Annotated in this window: 25 protein-coding genes and 1 pseudogene; 10 read left to right on the forward strand and 16 right to left on the reverse strand. The window is 73.2% G+C overall.

What is annotated here, in order from left to right:
- Nucleotides 1-151 precede the first annotated feature (151 nt).
- The gene (locus ACFRCG_RS21140; RefSeq protein ID WP_380033574.1) at nucleotides 152-1,297 is read left to right on the forward strand and encodes an alkene reductase; all 1,146 of its coding nucleotides are present in this window, start codon (nucleotides 152-154) and stop codon (nucleotides 1,295-1,297) included.
- Between the two features lie 218 nt (nucleotides 1,298-1,515).
- On the forward strand, nucleotides 1,516-2,715 hold the full coding sequence (locus ACFRCG_RS21145; protein ID WP_380033575.1) for a cytochrome P450: 1,200 nt from the start codon (nucleotides 1,516-1,518) through the stop codon (nucleotides 2,713-2,715).
- Here ACFRCG_RS21145 and ACFRCG_RS21150 read toward each other — a convergent pair.
- Nucleotides 2,705-2,890 carry a hypothetical protein gene (locus ACFRCG_RS21150; RefSeq protein ID WP_380033577.1) on the reverse strand — a complete coding sequence of 62 codons (186 nt, stop codon included), beginning with the start codon at nucleotides 2,888-2,890 and terminating at the stop codon, nucleotides 2,705-2,707. The two genes, ACFRCG_RS21145 and ACFRCG_RS21150, sit on opposite strands and share 11 nt — an antisense overlap.
- A complete protein-coding gene (locus ACFRCG_RS21155; protein ID WP_380033579.1) occupies nucleotides 2,887-3,903 on the reverse strand; it encodes an MFS transporter in 1,017 nt (338 codons plus the stop codon). The genes ACFRCG_RS21150 and ACFRCG_RS21155 overlap by 4 nt, the downstream gene beginning before the upstream one ends.
- 442 nt (nucleotides 3,904-4,345) lie before the next feature.
- On the opposite strand from ACFRCG_RS21155, the pseudogene ACFRCG_RS21160 reads away from it, so the two are divergent.
- Nucleotides 4,346-4,447: pseudogene (locus tag ACFRCG_RS21160) on the forward strand (ArsR/SmtB family transcription factor); the annotation flags it as partial.
- Nucleotides 4,448-4,550: 103 nt separating this feature from the next.
- Here the strand turns inward: ACFRCG_RS21160 and ACFRCG_RS21165 are convergent.
- From ACFRCG_RS21165 to ACFRCG_RS21180, 4 genes are all read right to left on the reverse strand, one after another.
- Nucleotides 4,551-5,825: a pyridoxal phosphate-dependent aminotransferase gene (locus tag ACFRCG_RS21165; protein ID WP_380033580.1), complete on the reverse strand. Its 1,275-nt coding sequence runs from the start codon at nucleotides 5,823-5,825 to the stop codon at nucleotides 4,551-4,553.
- Nucleotides 5,822-7,252 (reverse strand): KamA family radical SAM protein, encoded by a 1,431-nt coding sequence (locus ACFRCG_RS21170; protein ID WP_380033647.1) that lies wholly within the window; start codon nucleotides 7,250-7,252, stop codon nucleotides 5,822-5,824. Before ACFRCG_RS21170 ends, ACFRCG_RS21165 begins: the two co-directional genes overlap by 4 nt.
- Before the next feature lie 113 nt (nucleotides 7,253-7,365).
- A complete protein-coding gene (locus ACFRCG_RS21175; protein ID WP_380033582.1) occupies nucleotides 7,366-8,466 on the reverse strand; it encodes a glutamate--cysteine ligase in 1,101 nt (366 codons plus the stop codon).
- 545 nt (nucleotides 8,467-9,011) lie between these two features.
- Nucleotides 9,012-9,434 (reverse strand): hypothetical protein, encoded by a 423-nt coding sequence (locus ACFRCG_RS21180; RefSeq protein ID WP_380033583.1) that lies wholly within the window; start codon nucleotides 9,432-9,434, stop codon nucleotides 9,012-9,014.
- A gap of 287 nt (nucleotides 9,435-9,721) precedes the next feature.
- Between ACFRCG_RS21180 and ACFRCG_RS21185 the strand changes: the two genes are divergently transcribed.
- Complete coding sequence (locus ACFRCG_RS21185; RefSeq protein WP_380033585.1) at nucleotides 9,722-10,888, forward strand: PP2C family protein-serine/threonine phosphatase; 1,167 nt, start codon at nucleotides 9,722-9,724, stop codon at nucleotides 10,886-10,888.
- Here the strand turns inward: ACFRCG_RS21185 and ACFRCG_RS21190 are convergent.
- Nucleotides 10,852-11,841 (reverse strand): GlxA family transcriptional regulator, encoded by a 990-nt coding sequence (locus ACFRCG_RS21190; protein WP_380033587.1) that lies wholly within the window; start codon nucleotides 11,839-11,841, stop codon nucleotides 10,852-10,854. The genes ACFRCG_RS21185 and ACFRCG_RS21190 overlap by 37 nt on opposite strands.
- Before the next feature lie 71 nt (nucleotides 11,842-11,912).
- Here ACFRCG_RS21190 and ACFRCG_RS21195 point away from each other — a divergent pair, with 71 nt between their 5' ends.
- Both ACFRCG_RS21195 and ACFRCG_RS21200 read left to right on the forward strand, forming a co-directional pair.
- Nucleotides 11,913-12,554, forward strand: a complete 642-nt coding sequence (locus ACFRCG_RS21195; RefSeq protein WP_380033589.1) for an HD domain-containing protein — start codon at nucleotides 11,913-11,915, stop codon at nucleotides 12,552-12,554.
- Between the two features lie 93 nt (nucleotides 12,555-12,647).
- On the forward strand, nucleotides 12,648-13,559 hold the full coding sequence (locus tag ACFRCG_RS21200) for an aminoglycoside phosphotransferase family protein (RefSeq protein ID WP_380033591.1): 912 nt from the start codon (nucleotides 12,648-12,650) through the stop codon (nucleotides 13,557-13,559).
- A gap of 50 nt (nucleotides 13,560-13,609) precedes the next feature.
- Here the strand turns inward: ACFRCG_RS21200 and ACFRCG_RS21205 are convergent, their stop codons facing one another.
- The 4 genes from ACFRCG_RS21205 to ACFRCG_RS21220 all read right to left on the reverse strand — a co-directional run bounded on the left by ACFRCG_RS21205 (nucleotide 13,610) and on the right by ACFRCG_RS21220 (nucleotide 18,291).
- Nucleotides 13,610-14,122, reverse strand: a complete 513-nt coding sequence (locus ACFRCG_RS21205; RefSeq protein WP_380033593.1) for a GIY-YIG nuclease family protein — start codon at nucleotides 14,120-14,122, stop codon at nucleotides 13,610-13,612.
- A gap of 93 nt (nucleotides 14,123-14,215) precedes the next feature.
- Nucleotides 14,216-15,463: a VWA-like domain-containing protein gene (locus tag ACFRCG_RS21210; RefSeq protein WP_380033595.1), complete on the reverse strand. Its 1,248-nt coding sequence runs from the start codon at nucleotides 15,461-15,463 to the stop codon at nucleotides 14,216-14,218.
- Nucleotides 15,460-16,710 carry an AAA family ATPase gene (locus ACFRCG_RS21215; RefSeq protein ID WP_380033596.1) on the reverse strand — a complete coding sequence of 417 codons (1,251 nt, stop codon included), beginning with the start codon at nucleotides 16,708-16,710 and terminating at the stop codon, nucleotides 15,460-15,462. Before ACFRCG_RS21215 ends, ACFRCG_RS21210 begins: the two co-directional genes overlap by 4 nt.
- A gap of 156 nt (nucleotides 16,711-16,866) precedes the next feature.
- Complete coding sequence (locus ACFRCG_RS21220) at nucleotides 16,867-18,291, reverse strand: hypothetical protein (protein WP_380033598.1); 1,425 nt, start codon at nucleotides 18,289-18,291, stop codon at nucleotides 16,867-16,869.
- Nucleotides 18,292-18,463: 172 nt separating this feature from the next.
- Here ACFRCG_RS21220 and ACFRCG_RS21225 point away from each other — a divergent pair, with 172 nt between their 5' ends.
- Nucleotides 18,464-19,282 (forward strand): inositol monophosphatase family protein, encoded by an 819-nt coding sequence (locus ACFRCG_RS21225; protein WP_380033600.1) that lies wholly within the window; start codon nucleotides 18,464-18,466, stop codon nucleotides 19,280-19,282.
- Between the two features lie 21 nt (nucleotides 19,283-19,303).
- Here the strand turns inward: ACFRCG_RS21225 and ACFRCG_RS21230 are convergent, their stop codons facing one another.
- Together ACFRCG_RS21230 and ACFRCG_RS21235 are read right to left on the reverse strand one after the other, a co-directional pair.
- Nucleotides 19,304-19,981, reverse strand: a complete 678-nt coding sequence (locus ACFRCG_RS21230) for a hypothetical protein (protein WP_380033601.1) — start codon at nucleotides 19,979-19,981, stop codon at nucleotides 19,304-19,306.
- Between the two features lie 210 nt (nucleotides 19,982-20,191).
- Entirely contained in the window at nucleotides 20,192-20,359 is a 168-nt protein-coding gene (locus tag ACFRCG_RS21235; protein WP_380033603.1) for a hypothetical protein, read from the reverse strand.
- A 486-nt stretch (nucleotides 20,360-20,845) separates the two neighbouring features.
- Here ACFRCG_RS21235 and ACFRCG_RS21240 point away from each other — a divergent pair, with 486 nt between their 5' ends.
- Nucleotides 20,846-21,493 (forward strand): hypothetical protein, encoded by a 648-nt coding sequence (locus ACFRCG_RS21240; protein ID WP_380033605.1) that lies wholly within the window; start codon nucleotides 20,846-20,848, stop codon nucleotides 21,491-21,493.
- 15 nt (nucleotides 21,494-21,508) lie between these two features.
- On the opposite strand, the gene ACFRCG_RS21245 is transcribed toward ACFRCG_RS21240, so the two are convergent.
- The 3 genes from ACFRCG_RS21245 to ACFRCG_RS21255 form a co-directional block, all read right to left on the reverse strand.
- Nucleotides 21,509-22,015 (reverse strand): hypothetical protein, encoded by a 507-nt coding sequence (locus ACFRCG_RS21245; RefSeq protein WP_380033607.1) that lies wholly within the window; start codon nucleotides 22,013-22,015, stop codon nucleotides 21,509-21,511.
- 66 nt (nucleotides 22,016-22,081) lie between these two features.
- Nucleotides 22,082-22,696: a dihydrofolate reductase family protein gene (locus tag ACFRCG_RS21250; protein ID WP_380033609.1), complete on the reverse strand. Its 615-nt coding sequence runs from the start codon at nucleotides 22,694-22,696 to the stop codon at nucleotides 22,082-22,084.
- 199 nt (nucleotides 22,697-22,895) lie between these two features.
- Nucleotides 22,896-23,261 (reverse strand): YybH family protein, encoded by a 366-nt coding sequence (locus tag ACFRCG_RS21255; protein ID WP_380033610.1) that lies wholly within the window; start codon nucleotides 23,259-23,261, stop codon nucleotides 22,896-22,898.
- 340 nt (nucleotides 23,262-23,601) lie between these two features.
- Here ACFRCG_RS21255 and ACFRCG_RS21260 point away from each other — a divergent pair, with 340 nt between their 5' ends.
- Both ACFRCG_RS21260 and ACFRCG_RS21265 read left to right on the forward strand, forming a co-directional pair.
- Nucleotides 23,602-24,321 (forward strand): sensor histidine kinase, encoded by a 720-nt coding sequence (locus tag ACFRCG_RS21260; protein ID WP_380033612.1) that lies wholly within the window; start codon nucleotides 23,602-23,604, stop codon nucleotides 24,319-24,321.
- The gene (locus ACFRCG_RS21265; RefSeq protein ID WP_380033614.1) at nucleotides 24,309-24,956 is read left to right on the forward strand and encodes a response regulator; all 648 of its coding nucleotides are present in this window, start codon (nucleotides 24,309-24,311) and stop codon (nucleotides 24,954-24,956) included. Before ACFRCG_RS21260 ends, ACFRCG_RS21265 begins: the two co-directional genes overlap by 13 nt.
- The last annotated feature ends 68 nt before the right edge of the window (nucleotides 24,957-25,024 follow it).

Consider the following 25,024-nt stretch of genomic DNA (forward strand, 5'->3'; position numbering starts at 1 on the left):
AAGCGCCCCCGGACAGAGTCGTCTCCGTCACCGAGGAGCACCCGACCTCATCGCACTCCCAGGGCGCACGGCGTCCCGATCCCGGCCCCAAGACCTCGAACCGACGACCCGCCCGGTGGGAGACCCCCGCCACGGAAGGACGAAGACGATCATGAACACCACCGTGCACACCGACGCGACCACGAGCCCCCTCTTCCGGCCCACCCGGCTCGGCGGCCTCGAACTGCCCAACCGCCTCGTGATGGCGCCGATGACCCGCAACCGCGCCGACGCCCACGGCGTCCCGCGCTCGATCATGGCCACCTACTACGCACAACGCGCCACCGCCGGGCTGATCATCGCCGAGGCCGCCACGCCGAACGCCGTGGGGCTGACCTACCCCCACATCCCCGCGATCCACGACCGGGACCACGTGGCCGGGTGGCGGCGCGTCACCGACGCGGTACACGCCGAGGGCGGGCGGATGTTCCTCCAACTCCAGCACGGCGGCCGGGTCGGCCACCCCGACAACAGCGGCTTCACCCCGCTCGCCCCCTCCGCGATCCCGCTCCCCGAGCCGATCCATACCCCGGACGGACCCCAAGAGGCGGTGGTCCCGAGGGTCATGACGCTCGACGACATCCGGTCCACCGTCGCCGACTTCGCCGCCGCGGCGCGCAACGCGATCGACGCGGGCTTCGCCGGGGTCGAGGTGCACTCCGCCAACGGCTACCTCCTGCACCAGTTCCTGGGGCAGAACACCAACCACCGCACCGACGCCTACGGCGGCCCCGTCGCGCACCGCGTCCGCTTCACCCTGGAGGTGGTCCGGGCCATCGTCGACACGATCGGTGCGGACCGGGTCGGCGTACGCATCTCGCCCGGAGTCACCGCCAACGGCATGGCCGAGGGCGACACCGAGGCCATCTACCCGACCCTGGTCGCCGCTCTCGCCGAACTCGAACCCGCCTATCTGCACGTGGTGTTCGCCGACCCGGACCAGCCCGTCTTCCAAGAGATCCGCCGACTCTGGACGGGCACCCTGATCGCCAACCCGAACCTGGGCTGGGGAGGGCCGCTGCCCGCCGACGGCGGCCGGCACGCGGGCGAGCGGCTGTTGGCGGCCGGAGCCGACCTGATCTCCCTGGGTCGGGCCTTCCTGGCCAACCCCGACCTGGTCGACCGCCTCCGCACCGGCGCCCCGCTCAACCCGATCCGCGACGCGTACCTGATGTACACGGGCGGCGAGGAAGGCTACATCGACTACCCCACCCTGGCGGCCGATCGGGACCGGGTGCTCGCGTCCACCTCCCACTGAACCCACCCCACGTCGTCCCGACCCCGACCCCGACCCCACCCGAGGTCGGGGCCGACGGCGTGTCCCGACTCGGCGCGTAGCCGGTCCCGAGTCGGGGAAACATCGGGACGCCTTCGCCCGGTGCCCCGAGCAGACCGTCCCCGACCCGGTCGCGACGCCCCGGCGAGAGTACGCACCAACCCACCGTCATCGTTCGACGACCGTCTGCGAGGTGCCCCGTGTCCGGGACCAGTGCAATCCCCCTGCCCAGCGTCCGCCCCGAAGGACGCCCGTTCGACCCACCCGACGCCTTCCGCCGACTTCGTGCCGAAGAGCCGCTGCGCAAAGTGTCGTTACCCGACGGCAGCGCGCTGTGGTTGGTCAGCCGGGACCGGGACGCGCGCCGCGTCCTGGTCGACCGTCGGTTCGGTACCGCCCGCACGCCCGATCTGCTGCGCCCGGCCGGCCCGGACCTCGAGGCCCGACGGGTGGGAAACCTGCTGCGCCTCGACCCACCCGAACACACCCGGGTCCGCCGACTGCTCGTCGGAGCGTTCACCCCCAGCCGAATACGCGCGATGCGCGCGGACCTCGAACGCACCGTGTCCGACGCCCTGGACGCCCTGGAACGTATGCGACCTCCGGTGGACCTCGTCGCCCACTTCACGCTCCCCGTCCCGTCCCTGGCGATCTGCGCACTGCTCGGCGTGCCCTACGCCGACCGGGAGGGCTTCCAACGCCGTACCAACACCCTGCTCGACTTCGCCCGCCCCACCGAGCAGGTGGCCGCGGCGGCGGCCGAGGCGCACGCGTACATGGCCGACCTCGTCGCCCGGGAACGCGAGCGGCCGGGCGACGGACTGCTCGGCAGCCTCGTCCGGGACCACGCCGACACCCTCACCGACGCCGAACTCATCGGCCTGGCAAACCACTTGCTGGAGGCCGGACACGAAACCGTGGCCGCGATGCTGGGCCTGGGCACCTTCCTGCTCCTGCACGAACCCGAGGCGGCCGACCGACTGCGCGACACCGAGGACCCGGCCGCCGTCGCGGACGCGATGGAGGAACTGCTGCGCTATCTCAGCGTCATTCCCTACGGCCTGCCCCGAACGGCCCTGACCGACGTGGTGATCGGGGACCATACGATCGCCGCGGGAGACCACGTCGTGGTCTCGCTGGCATCCGCGAACCGGGACGAGGCCGTGCACGACCGACCGGACCGCTTCGACCCCGACCGCCGGCCCACCCCGCACCTCGCCTTCGGACACGGAACCCACCACTGCCTGGGCGCGCAACTCGCCCGCATGCAACTGGGCATCGCCATCCCCGCGTTGCTGCGCCGATTTCCCGCCCTGAGCTGCGCTGTGCCGCCGGAGCGGGTGCGGCTGCGGGCGTCGTCGGCGGTGTACGGGGTCGCCGAGTTGCCGGTCACCTGGTGAGCGACGGGCGGTCGACCGCGACCGGGCGACGGCGGTACGGCGCCACGCAGTGGCGGGCCAGTGCGACGGCGGCGAGGAGCGCCACCAGGGCACACACCCCCTGCCGGCCGGCCCGCCCGTACACCCGCACGCCGAGCCAGGAACCGGCGCTGCCGCCGAGGTGGGCGCACGTCATGTAGGCCGTGTCGAGTCGGCTCCGGGCGTCGGGGCGCAGCGCGAACACCCGGGCCTGTTGGCGACCATCCCGCACTGCATCGCCACGTCGAGCAGCAGCGTTCCGACGACCAGGGAGGCCGGACCCCAGGCGCCGCCCCGGGCGCCCGGGACCAGGACGGCCGCGGAGACGAGCACGCCGAGCAGGCGGATCAGGGTGACCGGATCCGACCCGCGCCGATCCACCAGGCGCCCGGCGAGTGGGGTGCAGACCATGGTCGCCGCGCCGACCAGGGCGAGCAGCCCCACCGCCTGGGCGCCCAGGCGGTGGGCGGGGCCGGTGAGCAGGAGCGTCAGGCAGGTCCACACGGCGGAGAACCCGGCGAAGACGGTCGCCTGGTACAGGCAGGAGCGGCGCAGTTCCGGCTCGGCCCGAAGCAGCCGCAGCGGCTCGGCGAGCAGTGCGGGATACGCCTGGCGCGAGGTGGGCTCGGTCTCGGGCAGGGCCCGGGCCGGCGCGACGGCGAGCAGCGCGACCACGGCCGCCGCCACCAGATACGGGGCACGCCGGCCCAGCCCCTCGCCGAGGGCGCCGCTGAACGTGCGGGCGAGCAGCATGCCGCCGATCGAGCCGCTGAACAGGGTGCCCATCATCGTGGCGCGATGTTCGGCGGCGACCGGTCCGGCCGCCAACGGGCCGACGATCTGCGCGGCCACGGTGGTGGCGCCGATCACGACCCCGGCGGCGACGAGGACACTCGCACCGGGCGCGCAGCCCGCGAGCAGCAGCCCGGCGGCGGTGACGGAGAGCAGGGTGACCAGGAACGCGCGGTTGGGGAGGCGGTCGCCGAGCGGTACGAGCAGGAAGATCCCGAACGTGTAGCCGATCTGCGTCGCGGTCACCACCAGGGCGGTGGCGTCGGGCGACTCGTGCGGGCCGGCGACGATCAGCGGGACGATCGCCTGCGGGAAGTAGATGTTGCCCACGCCGACCGCGCAGGTCAGCGCCAGGATCAGGACCAGCCGACGGGGCATTCCCGGCCCGTCGGACCGCGCGGGAGCGGCCGGCTCCGGCGGATGGCGGACTCCGCTCCGGGGCCGGTCGAGGCATCGTTGCCCGCGACTCCTGCTCGAAGCCGACATGACCTACCGCGCCCGGCAACCGGCCCTGGGCGGCGCGCGCTCGTTGTTCGCCGACATGCACCCGAACCTGCGCTGGGACAACGACGTGTTGTACATCGACAAGATGATCGGCCGGCACCACGTGGCGGCGGCCGGTCGAGGACTGCTCCTCGTGCCCTCGGTGTTCGCGCACAAACCCGCGCCGCCGCTCAGCGCGGAGGAGCCGCCGATGCCGATGTATCCCAGCCGCGGCGTGGCCACCTTGTGGATCCGGGAGCCCGTCCCCGACGCCGGTGCCCTGGCCTGCCTCGTCGGCGCCGCCAAGGCCGAACCGCTCGTCCTCCTCGCCGAGCCGATGGCCGGCGTCGAGATCGCCGACCGGCTCGACGTCACGCCGAGCGCGGTCTCCCAGCACCTGCGCGTCCTGCACGCCACGGGCCTGGTGACCCGCAGCCGTGCCGGCCGCCGGGTGCTCTACCACCGCAGCACACCGGGCGACCGGCTGACCGACGGGCGTCCGGCGGACCGACCCGACGCGAGCGGGCGCGGCCGCCGAGTGTTCAGCCGCCGTGCGCTCGACCGCCGAGTGTGCCGAAACCCGCCTCGATGGCGGCGAGTCCGGCGCGGACATGGGGCAGTTCGGTGGGGGCGGGATCCGCGAGTGCGGCCTCCTGTTCGGCGATCGTTTCGCCGTACAGCATGCTGGTGGCGGCCTTGAACCGCAGCGCGCCGGGGTCGTCGCCCAGGAGGTGGCCGGCCAACACCGCGATGCCGCACTCGTCCAGCAGTCGGCGCTGCAGGGTCGCCGAGTCGGTGACGCCGAGCGCGCCGAGCGGACCGCGCAGCGGCTCGAAGTCCGGGTAGACGTAGAACGCGCCCGTCGGCGGCCGACACTCGGCGCCCGCTCCGACCGCGAGCGTGTACACCGCCCGGGCCACCGCCCCGTGCAGCCGGGCACTCGCGGCCAGGCGTTCGCGGATCTCCGCGGGCTCCTCGAACACGTACCGCGCGACCTCCTGCATGGGTCGGGCCGGTGTCGACCACAACTCGCTGGCCACCGCGACGACTTCGGCCCGGATACCGGCACCTCGCGCACCGGCCGGGAACCGCGCCGCGCCGATCCGCCAACCGCCCAGCGCCAGGCTCTTGGACAACCCCGTGGTCACCACGGTTCGTTCCGGGACCACCTCCGCCGGACTGAGCAGTTCGGTGGTCTTCGGATCGTGCACGACATCGCGGTAGATCTCGTCCGAGACGACCACCAGGTCCTCCGCCTCGGCGATCGCGCAGAGCCGGCGCACCACGTCCGGCGGTGCGAGCGTCCCGGTCGGGTTGTCCGGCAGGGTGAACACCACGATGCGCGGGTCGAGCCCGTCGGCCCGGGCGGCGCGGATCCGCGCCCGCAAGGTGTCCGGATCGGGAACTCCCCCGTAGTCGCGGGGAATCGGTACCCCGATCGGCGTCTTGCCCGCCAACCGGGCCTGGGGCGCGTAGGAGTTCCAACACGGCCGGGGCAACAACACGTCACCCGGGACGACATGTTGGATCGCCATCAGCAGCGGTTTGCTGCCCGGTGCCAGTACGACCTGTTCCGGATCGGTGGGCAGCCGGCGACGGGCGAAGTATCCGGCCACCGCGGCGCGGACCGCGAGGTCACCGGCCACCGGGCCGTACGCGTTGGTCGGCGCCCCGGCCCGCAATCGGTCCAGGAGCGGGGCGAAGACGGGCAGCCGGGACTCGCCGAACCCGAGGTGCACGATCGGCACCCCCGCGGCCCGGCGGCGATCCACGACCTCGTTGAGCGCCAGATTGGGCGAGGTGCGCCAGGTGGTCATCGCCGCGTCGCCTCCGCCGGCCGAAGGTCGTACCCGCTCCGCCGCCGCGCCGAATCGGCGAGCCCGTGCGGAGCGCCGGGGGTGTCCGGGGCGTTCGTGCCGCTCATGTCGCCGCGGCCGGATGTGCCCACCGCCGCCGCGATGTCGGCGGGGGTGTCCGGGGCGAGCACGAGGTCGTCGAGCCAGGTGGCGCCGGCGTCGTAGCGGGCCCGGAACGGGCGGGCGACCAGGGCGGGTTCCCGTGCCTGGAGCATCCGCAACCGGAAGTACCGGCCGCTCCCGTCGTCCTCGACACCGTCGACGAGCACCTTGCCCGGCGTCGCCGACATCACCGGCCCGCGGACCGTGCGGGCCAGGCCGGGCAGCGTGCGATAGGCGCCGCGGAAGATCTCCGCGGCCCGGGCCAGCGGTACCGCGAAGTAGTCGTGCGGGCCGGTGTCGCGTTCGACGAACATGTAGTACGGGACCGCCCCGCAAGCCAGTTCGGCCCGCCAGAGCCGAGCCCACACCGCCGCGTCGTCGTTGACGTGCGCGATCAGCGGAGCCTGGCAGTACACGAGCGCGCCGGTACCGCGAACGCGCGCGAGGGCCCGGCGGGCGAGGTCGGTCTCCAACTCCCGGGGATGGCTGAAGTGCGCCATCACGGCGATGTTGCGCCCGGAGGCGACGACCTCCTCGAACAGGCGCAGCAGGTCGTCGGCGTCGTGGTCGGTGACGAACCGATGCGGCCAGTAGGCGGGCGACTTGGTACCGACGCGGATGGTGCGCACCGTCTCGACACCCAGGATCGGTTCCACGTGTGCGCGCAGCCGTTCGGTGGACATCACCAGCGGATCGCCCCCGGTGACCAGGACGTCCTCTACCTCGGGATGCACCGCCAGGTAGGCCAGGAGCCCGTCGGGAGTCGGCGCCGCGAAGCGCAGGTCGGGGTCGCCGACGAACTGCGCCCATCGGAAGCAGTACGTGCAGTAGGCGTGGCAGGTCTGGCCCTGCCCGGGGAAGTGGAGCACCGTCTGCGGGTACTTGTGTTGCAACCCCCGCACCTCGGCCCCGCCCACGCGCGGCACGTTGAGTTGTCGCTGTCCGGACGGATGCGGATTGAGGCCGTCGCGGATGCGCCGTACCAGGGACCGCAGTTCGGCCCTGCCCTCCGGCGCGCGGGCCAGTTCGGCCAGTCGGCGTTCGTCGGCCGGGTCGAGCATGCCGCGTTGCGGGAAGACCAGCCGGAAGATCGGATCGTCGGGGATGTCGTCCCAGTCGACGAGATTGGACAGGACGTACTCGTTGACCCGGAACGGCAGTACGCACGCGACCGCGCGGATGGTCTCGCGGATGTCGTCCGACAGACCGTAGCGGTCCGCGATCTCATCCAGATGATGCGGTCCCAGGGCCCGGAAACGTTCGGCGGCGGGCACGGTTGTGGGCATCGACGACATGACGAACTCCCGGAGATATCAGGGTTCACGGGTTCATGGCCGGGCGGAGGAGGGGGGCGACGCCGCATGCCGGTGCGCGGGCCGCCGACGGGGCCACCCCCGGGCTACCCGCCCTGGTGCTCGGTGGCGTCCGCGAGGTAGCGGACCACGTCGGTGTAACGGTGCCGGCGTTCGAAGACCAGGCGTTGGCGCCGCGCCCCGCAACCGTCGCGGCGCAGGCCGGCGAGGGTTCGGGCGACGTGGGGGAGGTCGCCCGCCGCGTCCAGATGGTCGTGTACCCGCTCGACCAGCGCGTCGACCATCGTGTTCGCGGGCACGAGTTTCCCGCTCTCCGGATGCACGGCCATGCCCTCGAGACCGTCGCGGGCGGCACGCCAGCGGGCCGCGACCAGGACCTCCGCAGGGATGTCCGGAGCGGGTTCGCCCACGCGGATCGTGGTCAGCGCGTCGGCGACCAACGCGCGCACCAGGACGGCGAGCAGCACGGCCTCGTCGACCGTGGTCGCCACGTCCGGCGCCCGGACCTCCACCGTCGGCCAGGACGCCGACGGGCGCGCGTCCCAATAGATCATCTTGCGGTCCTTGATGGCGCCGGTGGCGATCAGGCCGGCGACGGTGTGCTCGTAGGCGCCCACGGAGGTCACCCGGGGCGGAATACCGGAGCAGGGCCACATGGTGTTGACGACGCTGCGCCAACTGGCGTGCCCGGTGTCGTGTTCGTCGCGGAACGGCGAGTTGGCGCCGAGCGCGATCAGGGTGGGCAGCCAGGGGCGGAGCCGGCAGGTCACCTGTACGGCGGTCTCCGGGTCGAGGGTGCCGACGTGGATGTGGCAGCCGCAGTTGACGAACGTGTCGGTCAGGTCGCCGTAGCGGATCGACTGGTCGTGCCGCCTCGGGGCGTCGATCAGCAGCGGCCCGGGACCGGGTGCGATGACGGGGGTGGCGCCGGCGACGAGGCGACACCCGAACACGGCCGCCGCCTCCGTGCACTCGCGCCGCGATCGCACGAGGTGGGCGTGTAGTTCGTCGGCCGTGTGCGCGACGGGACTGGCCGACTCCACCTGGTAGCGGGTGGCTTCCAGACGCGTGGTGTCCGCGTCGGCGGCCTTGGCCAGGACGAGTTCGGCGCGTGGGGCGGGCGCGCCGGTGCGGGCGTCGACGAGCAGGAATTCCTCCTCGACGCCCATCGTCGGGGTCGGCGTCACAACGGCGGAGGGTGCTGCCCCGGAGGCGGACCGGGTCGCGGACCGGGCGGGGGATTCGGGCTGCCGGGGTGTGAAGCAGGAACCTGCCATCGGAAGTCCTTCGGCCATCCGGGCGCGCCCGGCAACGAACCGGCGCACGGGCGGGTGGGCTGTTTCGGATCCGAGCCGAACGGGAGACGGCCGGCCGGGTCTGGCATGCCGCGGTGGTCTTTTCGCGACCGGAACCGGGCGGTTGCTGGTGCGCCGCTCGGCGGTCGCACCGGACGGCACCCGAGTCGCGAATGCCGGTCCGATCTCCAGCTTCGCGGTTGGTCCGGAGCATCGCCAGTCGACACGACGGGGCCCGGGAGAGGGGCCGGTGACGGCGGTGGGTGGGGGTGGTGCGGGGCCGGGGCGGTGGTGCGGGGTCGTGTCCGCTCGTTGCACCGACGGGGTGTGGCGGGCCGGTCACCGTGCGGGTTTCGGTGACCGCGCGACTACCGCGCGACTACCGCGCGACTACCGCGCGACTACCGCGCGACTACGGCGCGATCGCGGCGCGAGGACTACGCGACGCCGATGGCGCCAAGGGCGTACTCGACCGCCCTGGCGAGTTCGTCCGCGGTCACCGGGCGGGCGACGAAGCCGTCGTGCTCCTCGAGTTCGTCGACCCTCTGGTCCGCCACGTCGAGGGCGAGATGCTCGGCGAACTCCGCGACCGCCCCGGCGTCGCCGTCGAAGTCGGCGGCCCGGTCGGTGGGCGCGTCGAAGAGTACGCCGATCCACAGGTCCGGATCGCGCATCACCAGCACCTCGCCCAGATGAACCCCGCACCCGGGCGGACCGTCCTCGTCGCCGACGGCCGGCGAGCGGCCCAGCATCGGTACGCCGCGCTCGTCGGTCGGGCCGCCGCACGCGTGTGCCGACGTCGCGCCCAGCGGACAGCGCCGGCCGTGCTCCTGATCCTCGATGTGCGTGCCGCGTGCCATCACCGCTCCTGTCCACGACTGCCGCCGATGCCGATCGCGACCGGCGCCGCGCGCGCGTATGTCCGCACGCCCACCGCCTCGCCACGCCGCCGAGTCCAACACGGGGGACGACCGACTCGAAGGCAAACGCGCCGTACCGGACCACGGCATGCCACGAATGCCGTAATCCGACCCTCCCGCGACCCCGGCCGCCCGACGGTGATCGATCGTCACGCGATGCGCCGCCGATGCCGGCGCGCCGGGGTTCGGTCGCGCGAGGGCGTCGCGGAAGGGGCACACTCGGACACGTGGTACTCCGACGGCGGCTCGCGGAGTTCCGGCATCCATGGCAAACGGCCCATGCACTGCCGGTACTCACCGTCGTACTGATCGTGGTGATCACGGTCGTGGACCTGATCTCCTCACCCGACGTGCACCTCGGCCCACTCCTGGTCGTGGCGCCCGCACTCGCCGCCTCGTTCGCCGGGCCGCGGCTGACCGCCGGGATCGGGGCCCTCGCCGTCGGCGCCCAGGTGCTCATCGCCATGCTGCGCGGCGGCCTGACCACCCGCAACCACCTCATGCAGGTCATCTCCGTCGCCATGATCTCCGCACTGGTGTGGTATCTGTGTCTGCGCCGCGAACAGCGCCGACGCGAGGTGGTCCGGCTGCGTTCGGTCGCCGAGGCCGCACAGCGGGTCCTGCTTCGGCCGCTGCCGCGTCGGGTCGGCTCGTTGCGGATCGCGTCGTTCTATCTGGCCGCCGACGACGAGGCGCAGATCGGCGGGGACCTGTACGCGCTCGCCCGCACCGACGCCGGGATCCGCCTGATCATCGGCGACGTCCGCGGCAAGGGCCTCGCCGCCGTCGGTGACGCCGCACAACTGCTCGGCGCGTTCCGTGAGGGCGCCCATCGGTTCGCCGCGCTGCCCGAACTGGCGGCCGCGCTGGAGGAGAGCATCTGCCGCTACCTGGCCGAGTTGTCCTCGACCGACGCGGACGCCGACGAGCGTTTCATCACCGGCATCGTCGCGGATCTGCGCGAACACGACGGCGAGGGCGCGCTGACCACCTTCGGGCACCCGCCCCCGCTGCTCCTGCGCGACGGCCGGGTGCACACCCTCGACGCGCGGTGGCCCGCACCCCCGCTGGGCCTGTGCCAGGGCATCGGCGCCGCCGACTACGTGGTCGACACCTTCACGCTCCACGCCCGGGACATCCTGGTGTTGTACACCGACGGAGTGATCGAGGCCCGGGCGCCCGACGGTACGTTCTATCCCCTGACCGAACGTGTCGCGCGGTGGAGCGGTCTCGGCCCCGAGGGGCTGCTCGACCACCTCCGGCACGACCTGCCGGCGTACGTCGGCGGCCGGCTCGCGGACGACGCCGCCGTGGTCGCGATCGAACGCGCCCCCACGCCGCCGCCGGGCCGGCGCAGCTACGGAGCGGCGGCCGTGTCGAAGGTGGCGCGGTAGGCGCTGGGGGGTACGCCGAGGCGGCGCTTGAAGAGGGTGCGCAGGTTGGCGGGGGTGCCGAGGCCGGACCGGCGGGCCACAGCGGCCATGGACAGGTCGGAGTCCTCGAGGAGTTCGCGGGCACGGTCGACGCGGGCGTCGGACAACCACTGCATGGGCGGCAGTCCGGTCTCCTCGTGGAAGCGGCGGATGAGGGTGCGCCGGGACAGCCGGGCCCGTCGGGCCAGCAGGTCGACGGTCAGCGGTTCGTCCAGGTGCCGCAGCGCCCAGGCCCGCAACTCGTCGAGCCCGCCGCCGCGTTCGGGCGGGGTGGGGTGGGCGATGTACTGCGCCTGGCCACCCGCGCGATGTGGGGCGGCGACGAGGGCGCGGGCCCGCTGATTGGCGATCGTGGCGCCGAGGTCGGCGCGGATGATGTGCAGGCACAGGTCGATGCCGGCGGCCACACCCGCCGAGGTCAGCACGTCGCCCTCGTCGACGTAGAGCACCTGCGGTTCGATGCGCACCGACGGGTACCGCAGGGCCAGTTCGGCGGCGCGTTGCCAGTGGGTGGTGGCGCGGCGGCCGTCCAGCACTCCCGCGCCGGCCAGGACGAACGCGCCGGTGCAGATCGACACCATGCGGGCGCCCCGGGCGGCGGCCTCGGCGAGGGCGGTGCGCAGTCGCGGCGACGGGGGGTCGGGCGGGACCAGCCCGGGCACGACGATCGTGTCGGCGTCGGCGAGGGCGTCCAGACCGCGGTCGACGAGCAGCGACGGGCCGCCGTGGACCGGGACGGGGCCGGGGTGCTCGGTGCAGACGGTGACCCGGTACGGGCTTCCCTCCCAGTCGCCGAACGCCTGGATCGGGATGCCGAAGTCCAGGGCCAGGACACCGGGTTGGGCCAGGACGACGACGTGGTGGGGCGGGCGTGGCACCGGGGCGTCGGCCCCGGTACGGGCTGCTGCGGGCATGGCACGATGCTATCGATCAATGGCAATCGTGCCACTGCCTCGGGCGCCGATCCGCCGATTACCGTCGGGGCATGGACACAGTCGCCGCCGTTCCCACCACGCCCCTGGCCCACCGGACGATCGAGTACGTGCGGGCTCGCACGTCGCGGCCGACCGCGGAGCACAGTTTCCGCAGCTACCGGTTCGCCGTATTGCAGGCCGCGTACGACGGGCTGCGGCCCGGCGCGGACTTCGACCCCGATCTGCTGTTCTCGGCCTGCGCGCTGCACGACCTCGGCACCTCGCCCGACGCCGAGGGCCGGCAACGATTCGAGGTCGAAGGGGCCGACATGGCCGCGGCGTTCCTGACCGGGGGCGGGGCGGCCGCCGCCGACGTCGACCGGGTCTGGGAGGCCATCGCGCTGCACACCTCGGCCGGGATCGCCGAGCGTCGCGGCACGCTGACGTACCTGACCCGCAGGGGCATCGCCATCGACTTCGGCGTGGACACCGAATGTGTCGACGACGCCCAGGCACGGGCGATCCACGCCGAACACCCCCGGCTGCGGATGGCCGCGACCCTGACCGGGGAAATCGTCCGCCACGCCCGCCGGAATCCGCAGAACGCCCCCCGCTACAGCCTCCCCGGCGAACTGCTCCGCGAACGGGGCGAGGACGGGACGGGCCGCACCGGGATGGAGGAGGGGGCGGCGGCTTCGCGCTGGGGCGAGTGAGCAAGCCGTCTTGGGCGGGTGCGCGCCGCAGGGGCGGGGTGGGGGCGGAAATCGGTTGACGGGCGTCGCGGGTGGGCGGTCGGATGGCCGGTGATGAACACAGGCCAGATGCACTCCGGTATGCACCCCGTCGACGACGACCTGGTGCGGCGGTTGGTCGCCGGGCAGTTCCCCCGATGGGCGGGACTGCCGGTGGAGCGGTTTCCGTCGGGCGGCACGGTGAACGCGATGTACCGGCTGGGCGCGGACATGGTCGTGCGGCTGCCGCTGGTGCGCGGCGGGGTCGCGGACGTCACGCTGGAGCGGGAGTGGTTGCCGCGCCTCGTCGGGCTGCTGCCGACGGCCGTGCCGGAGGTGTTGGGCGCGGGGGAGCCGGCCGACGGGTATCCCTGGCCGTGGTCGGTGTACCGGTGGCTGGCGGGGGAGAACCCGGAGCCGGGGGCACTGCGGGCACCCGCGCGGCTGGCCGAGGACCTGGCCGAGTTCGTGGCGGCGATGCGCGGTGTCGAGTTGCCGGGAGCGCCGAAGGCCCATCGGGGCGGACCGCTCGCCGAGCTGGACGCCTCGACGCGGTCGGCGATCGAGGAACTGCGCGCGATCCCGGCGGAGGGCGTCGACTGCGATGCCGCGATCGCGGTATGGGAGGACGGACTGCGGGCCGACGCCGGGCGGGACGAGCCGCCGGTGTGGCTGCACGCCGACCTGATGCCGGGCAACCTGCTGGTGGACGGCGCCGGGCGGTTGACCGCGGTGATCGACTTCGGGTGTGTGGGGCTGGGCGACCCGGCCTGCGACCTGTTCCCGGCCTGGAACCTGCTGCCCGCCGACGCGCGGCGGACCTTCCGTGACGCCCTCGACGTCGACGACGCGAGCTGGATCCTGGGCCGGGCCCGCACCCTGTCCCAGGCCCTGATCGCCCTCCCGTACTACCGCGAAACCAACCGGGCGATGACCACCAACGCCCGCCACGTCCTGGCGGCGGTGCTGGGCGAACGGGACGCCTGATCCACGCGGTTGCCTTCGCTTCGACCCTCGCGGCCGCCCGCGGCCTCAAGCTACGCCGTTGCCTTCGCCTTGAGGGTGGCGATGTGGTCGAGGAGGCGAGGGTCGGCGCGGAACCATTCGCCGCGCAGGCGAAGGTCCTGGAACGCCGCGTGCAGGCGGCGTTCGTCGGCGATCGAACCGGGTTCGGTGTGCAGGACCTCGCCCGGGGCGGACTGTGCCAGTCGGTGGCGCAGGTCCGTGGTGAAGCCGATCTTGATCCGTCGGTCGGTGCGGACGAAGTAGACGAGCCCCTCCCCGAGCATGGTGACCTCGGTGGGCTGTCGGCGCGGGCGCCGGCCGGAGGGGGTCTCCTCCTCCTCGTCGCCCGGTAGGCCGTCGTGGGCGAACTCGCAGGTGGCGGCCACGTGTTCGGCGCACAGCGGAACCGGGGCGTCGGGGAGGGCCGGTGCACGGCACCCGCCGTCGGGGCGGGGCGCGATGCACAGGCCGGTGGCGTCGCTGATGATGACCTCCTCGGCAGGCCGACCATTTCCGGGTCGTCGACACGACTTCGGGAACCCCATGCTTCCATCCCGGTCCGACACCGCGACGCCGGGGACGGCGATGTCGACACCGTGCCGCCGACACCCCGAACACCGGTGGACTCCCGTGGGCGGTCAGGGAGTTGGACCGATCGTCACCACGTGGGCCCAGTCGGGTGGCAGGTCCGGGGTGTACTCGGGGTCGTCCTCGTTCGCGGAGTAGTCGCGGATGCGGGGGAACAGGCCCACCACCGTGCGGCAGGACGGGCGGGAACTGGGCCAGGGCGTCTGACCGTCCGTCAACACCACGACGACGTCGGGGCGAGGGCTGCGGCGCAGGGCCTTGGCGAAGCCCGAGCGCAGGTCCGTACCGCCGCCGCCGAGCAGCGTGATGCCCTCGCCGTCGCACAGCGGTTGCACGAGCCGGGCCGCCGCGTCGCAGGAGACCACGGTGACCAGGTCGCGCCGGCCGCCCACGGCGCGGGAGATGGCGGCCACTTCGAGAAGGGCGCTGCCCAGTTCGGCGTCGCTCACCGACGCGGACGTATCGACCACGACGGCCACCCGAGGCGGCTTGCGACGCAGGCTCGGCAACACGACCCCGGGCACGCCGGCCGAACGGCGGGCCGGCCGGCCGTAGGTGTAGTCGTCCGCGCCCCCGGCACCGGCCACCGCCGAGCGAACCGCCGCGCCCAGCAGCTGCCGCCACGGCTGCGGCGGATGGAACACCTCCTCGGCCCACCGCCGCCACGACTTCGAGGCATGCCCGGGCCGACCCCTGATGCCCTGCGCGACCCGGAACCGGACCGCGTCCCGTTCGTGCTCGCTCAGGCCGTGCGCGCCGTCCGGTCCCAGATCCCACTCCCGGTCCAACCCGTCGGCGCCGCTGCCGCAGTCCAGCCAGGCCAGGTCCCGCGTGACCAGTCCCATCACGATCTCGCGCAGGTAGGTCTCCATCAACTCGCCCTCGGACAGCCCGAACAGGCTCGGTAGCACGGCGCCTTCGGGCCGGGGCAGTCCGTCGTCGAACGCGTCGTCGTTGATCTCGCAGTCGGCGGCGAGGTTCATCCGCAGCCGGTCACCGCGGCCGGTCAACCCGCGCTCGCGCGCCACCCGGTCGCTGCGCCCGTGGTGGTCGCGAAGCAGATGCGACACCTCGTGCACCCATACGGAGGCCAGTTCCTCCTCGGGGGTTCGGGCCACGAACACCGGCGAGACGTAGCACCGCCAGTGCCGGTCGACGGCCATCGTCGACACCGTCCGCGACTCGACCACGTGCAGCGCGTACAGGGCGGTGGCCAGGTACGGGCGGGTGCGGGCGGCGTACAGGCGGGCGGCGTAGAGCTTGTCCAGGTCGAGCGCTCCCGGCGCGTCGGCGGTCATCGGCCGGCCCGTGCGGTCACCGCGGTCCGGGCCGCCGCCCGGTCCGCGCGCCGGGACAGCGACACCGCTCCGGCCAGCCGCTCGATCGATGCCGGCACCTCCCAGTCCTGGTCGCGCAGCGCGGCGAGGGAGGTGGCGGGGACGACCACCAGGTCCGGGGCGCCGGTGTCGAGCGCGCGGACCAGGATCGTCCAGGCCGCGTCCCAGCGGGGTTTGTCCGGGCGGTTGCGGACCGCCTCGACCACGCCGTCGAGTACGGCCTGACGCAGGTCCCCGCGCTCGGGCAGGATCGCGCGGGTCGGGTCGGCGAGCAGGTCCTCGGGGTCCGGGAGGTCCATCCGGTCCAGGGCGGCCAGCAGTTCGAGTCCCGGGCCGTCCCCGACGGTGCCCCTGACCAGCAGGGACAACACGTCGCGGGAGGATCCGGCCGCGGTGGCGAAGGCGATCAGCGACACCGTCATGTCCCAGCTGCGTGGCGACGGCCAGGCGCCGCCGCGACGGGTCTCCGTGGTGGGAAGGAGGTGGACGAGCTTGGGGCGGCCGGCGAGCAGCCCGCAGACCGCCCGGCGGGCGAAGGCCACGGCCTCGGCGAGTCGGGTCGGGTCCAGGACGGGCAGGGTGGCATGCGGCCAGGTGCCGGCGAGGCCGCGCACCACGACGTCGTGGTCGTGTACCCACTGGAGGTGTACGAAGCGGTTCGCCATCGGCGGGCTCAGCTCCCAGCCGTCGGCGGCCGACCCGCGCGGGTTGGCGGCGGCCACGATCCGGATGCCGGGCGGCAGTTGCAGGGCGCCGACCCGGCGTTCCAGGACGAGCCGGAGCAGGGCGGCCTGCACGGCCGGCGGCGCGGTGGACAACTCGTCCAGGAACAGCAGTCCGCGTCCGGCGCGTACGAGGCGAACGGCCCACTCCGGCGGGGCCATCGGCACACCGTTGGTCGCCGGATCGTCGCCGACGATGGGCAGGCCGGAGAAGTCCGAGGGTTCGTGCACGCTGGCGATCACGGTGGTGAGCGGCAGGTCCAGGGTGTCGGCGAGTCGGGTGAGCGCGGCGGTCTTGCCGATCCCGGGTTCACCCCACAGCAGTACGGGCAGGTCGGCGGCCACGGCCAGGGTCAGGGCCTCCAGTTGGGTGTCGGGACGGGGCTCGGTGGCGGTGTCCCGCAGGAGGGCCAACAGCTGGGCGGCCACGTCGAGTTGGGGCGTGCTGCCGGATGCGGTGGTGGTGAGTGGGGCGGGTGTGGGCATGGATGATCACCTTTTGGGGTTCGGTGGGGGCTTCGGGCGCGCGAAGGTGCGCACACGCACACGCACACGTGCGCGCAAGTGCGCGCGGCGGTGCGCCGGGCAGCGCACACGTGCCTGCGTCGGCTCGAAGCCCCGGCGGTGTTCAGTGGGTTCGCGTCAGTGCGGGTTCATGTTGCGCGGATGCGCGCGGCGGGTGCGTGGGGGACGTGGACGGTTCGGGAGCGGGATGCGGTCGGGCGCCGGCCCGCCCAGGCCCGCTCGGAACAACCCGTGGGTGATCGACCGTTCGGCGGCGTCTTCCAGTTCGTCGCGGAGGAGGCCGCCGCGCGGCAGTGCGTCGGGGCCGAGCAGGCTCTCGACGACGGCGAGTGCGCCGGCGATGTCGCCGTGGTCCAGACGTTCCCGGACGCCCGCGATGCAGTCCGGGCGACGGTGTGCCGCGTCGATGGCCTGGAGGCAGGGCAGCGGAGTGCCGGTCAGCGCGTGCAGCAGCTCCTCGCGACGGATCTCGGCCGGATCGTGGTCGAGCGGCGCCAGTACGCCGTCGACCAGGCCGATCCGATGGCGCGCGCCCCGGCATTCCACGATGTCGGGTCGTCCCGAGGCGTGGTCCGCGAGGACGGGAGCCGGGCCCGGGACATGGCCCGGTACCAACGCCGCGGCGACCAGCGGGTGCAGCCGATCGGGCTCGATCAGGCCGGCGCGCAGCAGTTCCAGGTCGGGCGTTATCCAGGTGGCCGCGTCCGGCAGGACCGGCAGCCCCGTGGTGTCGCCGCCGGCGGGTCGTGGTTCGACGGCCGCGATCCGTACCGTCGACGGCTCGGGACCGTCGTCGTCCGCGACCACGTGCAGGACCAGCCGGCGACGGCCCCCGCAGCGCACCGCGACCGCGCCGGTGCCGGTGGGTCGCCCCGCGGCCCGGAGCAGGATCGCCGCCTCGGCGGCCCATCGGTCGACGGCGCACTCGGCCGGGACCGGTCCCGGCCAAGCCGGATCCGGTCCCGAACTCCCGTCGCAGGGCGGTCGATCGGCCCCGGAACGGATCCACAGCTCGTCGCTGCGGCGGGCGTCCCAGAGATGTCGGTGCAGGTCCAGGCGGAACCGTCGATGGGGATGGCGGTGCGGATGGTGACGGAAGCCGGCGGCGTCGCGGTGCGATCCGTCCCACAGGGCGAGGGCGATGCGCTGACCGGCGTCCGCCCACGCGGGTGGGGTGCGGGCCACCAGGTGCACCGGGCGCGTGCCGCCGTGCTCGCCGATGTCGTACCGCGCCAGGGACACGGTCAGACCCGGGCGCAGCAGCCCGTCGGGAGCGATCCTCGGCATGTGCCAGCGCAGCAGATCCGGTGCCAGACCACGCAGGTCGTCCCGGATTCGGGCGGCGAACTCCCCGCCACGCGTGCGGGCTTCGAAGCGGAGATCGATGTCGACGTCGACACCTGCGGCGGTGCAGGCGGCCTGCCAGTCACCGGCCAGCCGGCGCGTGGTCGCGGTCTCGATCATGGAGGGCGGCACGGCGAACTCGCGCACGCGCAGCCAGAGGGTGAGGCGGGAATCCCGATTCGCGATCGCGGTGAGCATCAGCACTCACCTTGCGCGGTGGGGACCCCCAATCCGTTTACGGAGTGAGTAGTCATCGGCAGGAGCCTAGCGCCCTCGACCTCCGAGGGCCAGGGACCCCCCCGTTCGGGGTCGGGCGCTCGACGTGCTCGCCGCGCGCGGGCTCGTCGAGCGCGGTGCGTAGGCTCCCCGTATGGCGATCTTGAAGACGGAGACGGACGCGGGGCTGGCCGTACGGGCGGCGCGGGCGGGTTCGGCCGTGGTGCGCGGGATGTACGGGACGTCGCCGGAGCGGTTCGACAAGGGCGCCGGAGACTTCGCCACGGCCGCCGATCTGGACGCGGAACAGGCCATCTTGGACACCCTCCGCGACGCGCGGCCCGACGACGCGGTCACCGGCGAGGAGAGCGGCCACACCGGCACGGCCGGCGCGGAACGCCGTTGGCTGGTCGATCCGTTGTGCGGCACGTTGAACTACGCCGTGGGCAACATGTTGGTGGCGGTGAACGTGGCCCTGCGGGTGGGCGCCGAGACCGTCGCGGCGGCCGTGGCGGATCCGTTCGCCGACGAGGTGTTTTGGACCGACTCCTCCGGGGCGTACCGCCGACTCGGCGGCGAGGACCGGGACTTGGTGCCGTCGTCCGGGTCGCGGCTGGTGGATGTGAACCTGGATCCGCCGTTTCCCAACGCGCCGTCCTTCCGCGCGGTCCGACTCCTCGCCGACCCGGACTTCGTCGCGGGTTTCCGGCCGCGCGTGGTGTCCACCACCCTGGCCGTGGCGTGGGTGGCCGCCGGCCGCAGGGCCGCCTATGTCACCGACGGCGACCTGCGCGACAGCGTGCACTTCACCGCCGGCATCGCGCTGTGCGAGGCCGCCGGCTGCGTGGTGACGGACCTGTACGGCCGACCGCCGTACACCGGGGCGGCCGGCCTGATCGCCGCGGCCGACCGGGAAACCCACACCGCGCTCCTGGACATGATCCGCCGACAGGCCCCGGCGGCCGACCGGTAGGCGGGATCGGCCGGGCACGCGTCACTCGCCCCGAGGCGCCGAGGGGTCGGGGTTGGAAAAAACAGGGCCGGAAACGGGATCCGGTCGGCGGCTCGGCAGGCGGAGGTGTCGTCGCGTCGTCGCCGTCACCACGACCGCCATCAGGAGCGCGCCCGTCGCGTGGGCGAGGGCGAGCATCATCCGAGAGTGCAGGAAACCCATCTCCGTCCGGATCTGCCCGTCGAGTGGTCCGCTCCAGTCCTTGCCGACCAGGCCCAACAGGCGGGTGAGCGTGGTGAACACGAGTATCCCCACGGCCGACACCAGCACCGGGGCAGGGCCGATCCCGGCGCGTCCGGCATTCCCCGTCCGCCGGTGCCCCGAGCGACACAGGACACCGAAGCCGCGCGAAGGGCCGTACCAGGCCGAGTGGTTCCGCGAGACCAGCACGGTCCACCACACGAGCAGGGCGATCATCGTCACGCTCGTGACGAAGACCGCCGCCGCGGCCGCGTCGGTGGCGCCGTTCCCACGCGGCACCATCCGCGCACCGGCCGACAGCGCCTCCGGCTCGACCGACGTGTGCACGCGCGACGCCAGACCGGCCCGCCAGTCCCGATAGACGAAATACGCGTACACATCCGCCACGACCACCCCCAACGACGCCGTGGCCGCCGCGATCCCCGTAGCCCACAACCGCCCGGACGCGACGGGGGACACGTCGCAATCCCGCACCCGGCCCGCCAAGTTAGCCAAACCCACGGATCGACCGCCCACGGCCCGCCCCTTACTCCGTAATTCCCGCGCCCCCCAAGAATGCTGACCCGCTTTCCTCCCGACCACCCCGAACCCACATCGGACCGACCGGCGCCGCGGAGTTGCGGGGTGAGGTCCCGGGCCGCTCGGGGTGAGCGGCCCGGGACGGTGGGCCTACCCGCGTCGACGACGCGGGCGGCGCAGGCGGCGGGTCAGGGCGTCGGTGGCTCGGGTGCCCAGCAGGCAGCCGAGGTACAGGGCTAGGACCGGGACGACGGTGTCGAGGTCGACGGCGGTCGCCTGAGCGGTCCGGGCCAGGCCGAGGTAGCCGAGGCCGAACACGGTGTCGAGCCGATCCGGGCGACGGGCGGCGGCGGGTGCCTCGGTGGTGCCTGGTGCGCGATCGCACCTTCGGTTACCGTCGCGAGGAGATGTCGGGCATGTGTGCTCCCTGGACTGCATCCCGGGGGGGACGGGGCGACCGCAGATCGCCCGGATCCCGTTCTTCGTGAGGTGGTCGGTCCCCGGGATCCGTTCGGGTCTCGGGGATCGTGCTCGCGCGGGGGCGTTTCGAGGCCCGGCCGCTTCGCAGTCCCGCCGGATCGGCGTCACGCGCTCTCGCTGTCTCGCCTCGACGTCGGCCCCGGCGTCGTGCTTCAGGATCACCGGCGACATCGGGCCCCCACAAGCGTGTTCGGGCCCTCGCGACGTGTGTATCCGAAGTCGTTTGCCCAGGTCGGGACGGCCCCGATGGGATCGGGTAACGGCGTCGGCGCGCTACCCGACGGATACGATGCGAGACGACGACGTCGCTGTTGGTTTTTCGGAATGAACCCCGGAGAACCGGCTCGCCCCGGCGAGGACCGCATCCACCACCGGGTCGACGACGTCGACGACGCGGGCCAGTTGATGCGCTACGCCCTGGCCGCCCAACTCGCCCGGCTCGAGCGCCACGGCATCCCGCAGAACGCGGTCGCCCGAGGCGCCGGCAGCGCCCCCGCCAAGGTCACGGGCAGTCTGCAAACCCCCACGCGCAAAACCGAGTCCCCGGACGGCCGGTCGAACGGCTGCGCCAATCTCGCGATCGCGCCGACGGACGCCCGGATCCGGGAGATGCACGCGGTGCTGTTCGCCATCGGCGACTGCTTCGGGGCCGGTTTCGGCGCGCGGGACCGAGGCAACCTCAAGACCGTGCGCGCCGGAACCGCCCCGATCCTGCGGGAACCGGCCACCGGCGAGTTGACCCGATCCGACCCGCGCTTCCACGTCGTGGCCAGGGCGCTCGTGTACCTGCTGACGTTCACCGCCCAGGATCGCCGGGCGGGACGCGTCGACCTCTCCGAGGAACTGCTCGAAGCCCTGCGTGATCACCCCGACGAGACCACCCGCGAGTTTTGTGAATGGACGCTCGCATTCCGGTTCGGCGCCGATGGCAAGGTGCGATCGCTGCTCTACGCCGCCGACCCGGACGACTGACCCGCCGCGCGACGGCTACGCCGTCGGGTCGGGGCGCGCGTCGGCGTCCGGCTCGACGTGCGTGGCGTGTTGGAGCGCGTCGTCGATCGTGTCGGCCAGGGCGTGGAGTTGTTCGACCCAGTCCGGGCGGGACATGGTCAGCGGCGCGATGCGGGCGCAGCCGACCGTGGTGAGCACCGCGACCGTCTCGGCGGCGGTCAGGGGCAGCGCGCCGATCACCGGTCCGGCCGGGCCGGCGTAGGGGTCCAGATACGGCAGCAGGTCCCGGTCGACGCCGGGTCGGGCCAGACCGGGGCGGGGGTCCACCTCGGCCGGCCCGTACGGACGCAACTCGGCGAGCGTGTGTTCGATGGCGCCGGCGAGGGCCCAGGCGGAGCCGCCCGGACGGCCCAGACCGCACAGCCAGGCACCGGCTCGACCGCCGGCCGCGGTGATCCGCTCCAGGGCCGCGCGTTGTTCGGGGGAGATCCGCGAGTCCGTGGCGTGGCGGGAACCGTCGGGCGGCGAGGCGTGGTTGCTCATACCCCGTTGAACGAGCGACGGCCGAACACGATGCTGTGCACATGCCGGGGACACCCGCGACCGGGTCTACCGACCGGCCTGGGACAGGTGCACCTTGGCGTCGTCGTACGAGGCGTCGCCGGCCGCCGCGGCCGGGCCGTACACCAGGTGGAGCACGCCGGACCCGAACGCCTTCGACGAGATCAGCCGCAGCGGGATCGACCCCTCGCCCTCGGTGAACAGTCGCATGCCGGTGCGCACCGCGATCGGGTGCACGAACAGGTTCAGCTCGTCCAGCAGCCCGGCGTCCAGCAACAGACGCACGATCGAGACCGAGCCGCTGATCGAGATGTCCGCGCCCGGCTCGTCCTTGAGCGCGGTGACGGCGCTCACGACATCACCGCGCAACTGCTCGGAGTTGCGCCAGGTGAAGGTCGGCTCGCCGCGCGACACCACGATCTTGCGCGCGTCGCCGATCGCCTTCCCGAAGGCGGCGTCGTCGCCACCGGCCGCCTCCCGCTCGGGCCAGGCGCCGGCGAAGCTGTCGTACGTCTTGCGACCCAGCAGGAGGGTGTCGGACGTTTCGAGCAGCGCGCCGACGGCCGCGCCCATCTCGTCGTCGAAGTAGGGGAAGTGCCACTGGTCGGGCGCCTCCACGACCCCGTCGAGCGAGATGAACAGGCCGGCGGTGATCTTCCTCATGATGTGCTCCAGAGTGCTGCGGTCGGTGCGGTGTCGATGTCATGGAGGTAGACGACGGCCGCCCGCGAAACTCATCGGTGCGCGTGGGACCCGATGGGAATCCGGGTTCGAAGGGTGTCACCACCGGGCCGGCCGGCTCCCGGCCTCGTGGGAGCCGCGCATGCCGACGGCCGCCCGGGTCGGGGCGGCCGTCGGGGGTTCAGCGGGTGGGCGGGGCGAATTCGGGCTGGTCCAGCACCCGCAGCCAGCTTCCGTCGGGCTGGCGCCGGACCACCTGGGCCCGGGCGCCGGAGCCGTCCTTCGGCGGGGTCGAGGTGAGCGCGATGTCGCCGTTGACCAGCGTCGGCAGCGGTTCCTCGGGCTCGAAGTGGGGACGGTTGGCCAGCACCTCGGCCCACAGCTCGCGGATGGCCTCCCGGCCCACGGTCGTGCTGCCCGGTGGGTAGGCGAGTACGGCGTCCTCCGCGTAGAGCGCGGCGACCCCGGCGGCGTCGCCGGCGTTGGACCGCTCCACGAACAGGCGGGTGATGTCCTCGGGACGCATGGCCTTCTCGTACTCGGACATGGTTTTTGTTCCCTTCCTCACGGTGTCACGGCCTTTCGTCGATTCCATCCTGCTCGCTCGCCGATCAGAAATCCAACAGATGGATCCGATGGATACCAGAAGTCGTGGTTATGGTGCGACGGGGATGGAGCGGACGTCGGTACGGCACCGCCACGGCCTGCACGTGGCCCATACACCCCGGACCGGGTACTGCGGATCCGGTACTTCGGTACTCGTCCCCCGGAAGGACGCCCGGGCGCCGCACCCGTTCATAGGGTCGCCGTAGTGTGCGCGGCCCCCGAGGTCGCCGCGCGTGGTGTGCGTGGTGTGCGTCCGGAACGGGGCCGAGAAAGTGGCGAGTGTGCGGGATCGAGCGAAATCGCTGTGGTGTGAGGTGTGGCGTGACCTGGGGTGCCTTCGCGCCCCGAACCGGGGGCCGGTCGTCGCCGCGCGGACGGCGAAGGCGGTCCCGAGTCGGGCGGACGTACTCGACGCCCACGGCGCGGAGTTGCGCCGCATCGAACGCGACCTGCACGACGGCGCCCAGGCCGGTCTCGTCGCGGTGGCCATGCGCCTCGGTGTCGCCCGGGACCTCCTCGGTGCCCAACACCCGGTCGTCGGGGAGCTGTTGCGCGAGGCCATGGAGGGGGCGGAGGAGGTGTTGACGGAACTGCGCGACGTCGTCCACGCCATCTACCCGCCGATCCTGGCCGACCGCGGCCTTGCCGGCGCGGTGGACGCGGTCGCCGCCCGGACCGGGGTCTCCACCGACGTCCGGCTGGGCGAACTCGGCCGACTGCCCGCCGCGATCGAGGCCGCCGCGTACTTCGTCGTGGCGGAAACGCTCGCCAACACCACCAAGTACAGCCGGGCCCGCCGTGCCCGGGTCGGCCTGACCCGCCGTGACGGCACCCTGGTGGTCGAGGTCGCGGACGACGGTGTCGGCGGCGCGGACGAGCGCAACGGCACCGGCATCGTCGGCATCCGGCGCCGCGTGGCCGCGCTGGACGGCCGGGTGGCGATCACCAGTCCGGTCGGCGGACCCACCGTCGTCACCGTGGAGCTGCCGTGCGCGTCGTGATCGCCGAGGACAACGCGCTGCTGTCGGCGGGCCTCGAACTGATCCTGTCCGCGCGGGACATCGGCGTCGCCGAGGTGGTCACCGATGGCCCCGGCCTGATCGCCGCGGTGCGTACGCACGAGCCGGACCTGGTCGTCACGGATGTCCGGCTGCCACCGACCTTTCGCGACGAGGGACTTCGCGCCGCGCTGGAACTGCGCCGCGTCCGCCCCGGTCTGCCGATCCTGGTCCTGTCGCAGTACGTCGAGCACGTCTACGCCCGGGAGTTGTTGTCCGACGGTGCGGGCGGTGTCGGCTACCTGCTCAAGGACCGCGTGGGTCGGATGAGCGAATTCGTGGACAGCCTGCGACGGGTCGTGGCCGGCGAGACCGTGTTGGATCCCGCCGTGTTGTCGCAACTGATGACGGCCGTCACCGGCAGTCCCCTGGACCCGCTCAGCCCCCGAGAGCACGAAGTGCTCGCGCTGATGGCCCGCGGTCTGGGCAACGGCGAGATCGCCGAGATCCTGTTCATCACCGCCAACGCGGTACACAAACACGTCGGCAACATCTTCGGCAAACTCGGCCTGCCCGCGTCCGACGCCGGGCATCGCCGCGTCCAGGCGGTGCTCACGTACCTCCGCGACGGGCGCTGACGGTCGTCGGTCGTCGGCGGCCGGGATCCGTGTCGGCCTGGGTCGCTACAGTCGCCGACCGGGGCGCG

Source organism: Embleya sp. NPDC056575 (genome assembly GCF_042793325.1).
Classification (GTDB): domain Bacteria; phylum Actinomycetota; class Actinomycetes; order Streptomycetales; family Streptomycetaceae; genus Embleya.

Excerpts from the sequence above, each read along its gene's own strand:
- ACFRCG_RS21245 (WP_380033607.1), bottom strand. The coding sequence starts at position 22,015 with ATGAGCAACCACGCCTCGCCGCCCGACGGTTCCCGCCACGCCACGGAC.
- ACFRCG_RS21215 (WP_380033596.1), bottom strand. The coding sequence starts at position 16,710 with ATGCCCACACCCGCCCCACTCACCACCACCGCATCCGGCAGCACGCCC.
- ACFRCG_RS21205 (WP_380033593.1), bottom strand. The coding sequence starts at position 14,122 with ATGGGGTTCCCGAAGTCGTGTCGACGACCCGGAAATGGTCGGCCTGCC.
- ACFRCG_RS21165 (WP_380033580.1), bottom strand. The coding sequence starts at position 5,825 with ATGACCACCTGGCGCACCTCGCCCAATCTGGCGCTCAACGAGGTCGTG.
- ACFRCG_RS21180 (WP_380033583.1), bottom strand. The coding sequence starts at position 9,434 with ATGGCACGCGGCACGCACATCGAGGATCAGGAGCACGGCCGGCGCTGT.
- ACFRCG_RS21195 (WP_380033589.1), top strand. The coding sequence starts at position 11,913 with ATGGACACAGTCGCCGCCGTTCCCACCACGCCCCTGGCCCACCGGACG.
- ACFRCG_RS21250 (WP_380033609.1), bottom strand. The coding sequence starts at position 22,696 with ATGAGGAAGATCACCGCCGGCCTGTTCATCTCGCTCGACGGGGTCGTG.
- ACFRCG_RS21150 (WP_380033577.1), bottom strand. The coding sequence starts at position 2,890 with ATGACGTGCGCCCACCTCGGCGGCAGCGCCGGTTCCTGGCTCGGCGTG.
- ACFRCG_RS21190 (WP_380033587.1), bottom strand. The coding sequence starts at position 11,841 with ATGCCCGCAGCAGCCCGTACCGGGGCCGACGCCCCGGTGCCACGCCCG.
- ACFRCG_RS21220 (WP_380033598.1), bottom strand. The coding sequence starts at position 18,291 with ATGCTCACCGCGATCGCGAATCGGGATTCCCGCCTCACCCTCTGGCTG.
- ACFRCG_RS21140 (WP_380033574.1), top strand. The coding sequence starts at position 152 with ATGAACACCACCGTGCACACCGACGCGACCACGAGCCCCCTCTTCCGG.
- ACFRCG_RS21225 (WP_380033600.1), top strand. The coding sequence starts at position 18,464 with ATGGCGATCTTGAAGACGGAGACGGACGCGGGGCTGGCCGTACGGGCG.
- ACFRCG_RS21155 (WP_380033579.1), bottom strand. The coding sequence starts at position 3,903 with ATGCCCCGTCGGCTGGTCCTGATCCTGGCGCTGACCTGCGCGGTCGGC.
- ACFRCG_RS21200 (WP_380033591.1), top strand. The coding sequence starts at position 12,648 with ATGAACACAGGCCAGATGCACTCCGGTATGCACCCCGTCGACGACGAC.
- ACFRCG_RS21210 (WP_380033595.1), bottom strand. The coding sequence starts at position 15,463 with ATGACCGCCGACGCGCCGGGAGCGCTCGACCTGGACAAGCTCTACGCC.
- ACFRCG_RS21240 (WP_380033605.1), top strand. The coding sequence starts at position 20,846 with ATGAACCCCGGAGAACCGGCTCGCCCCGGCGAGGACCGCATCCACCAC.
- ACFRCG_RS21170 (WP_380033647.1), bottom strand. The coding sequence starts at position 7,252 with ATGCCCACAACCGTGCCCGCCGCCGAACGTTTCCGGGCCCTGGGACCG.
- ACFRCG_RS21255 (WP_380033610.1), bottom strand. The coding sequence starts at position 23,261 with ATGTCCGAGTACGAGAAGGCCATGCGTCCCGAGGACATCACCCGCCTG.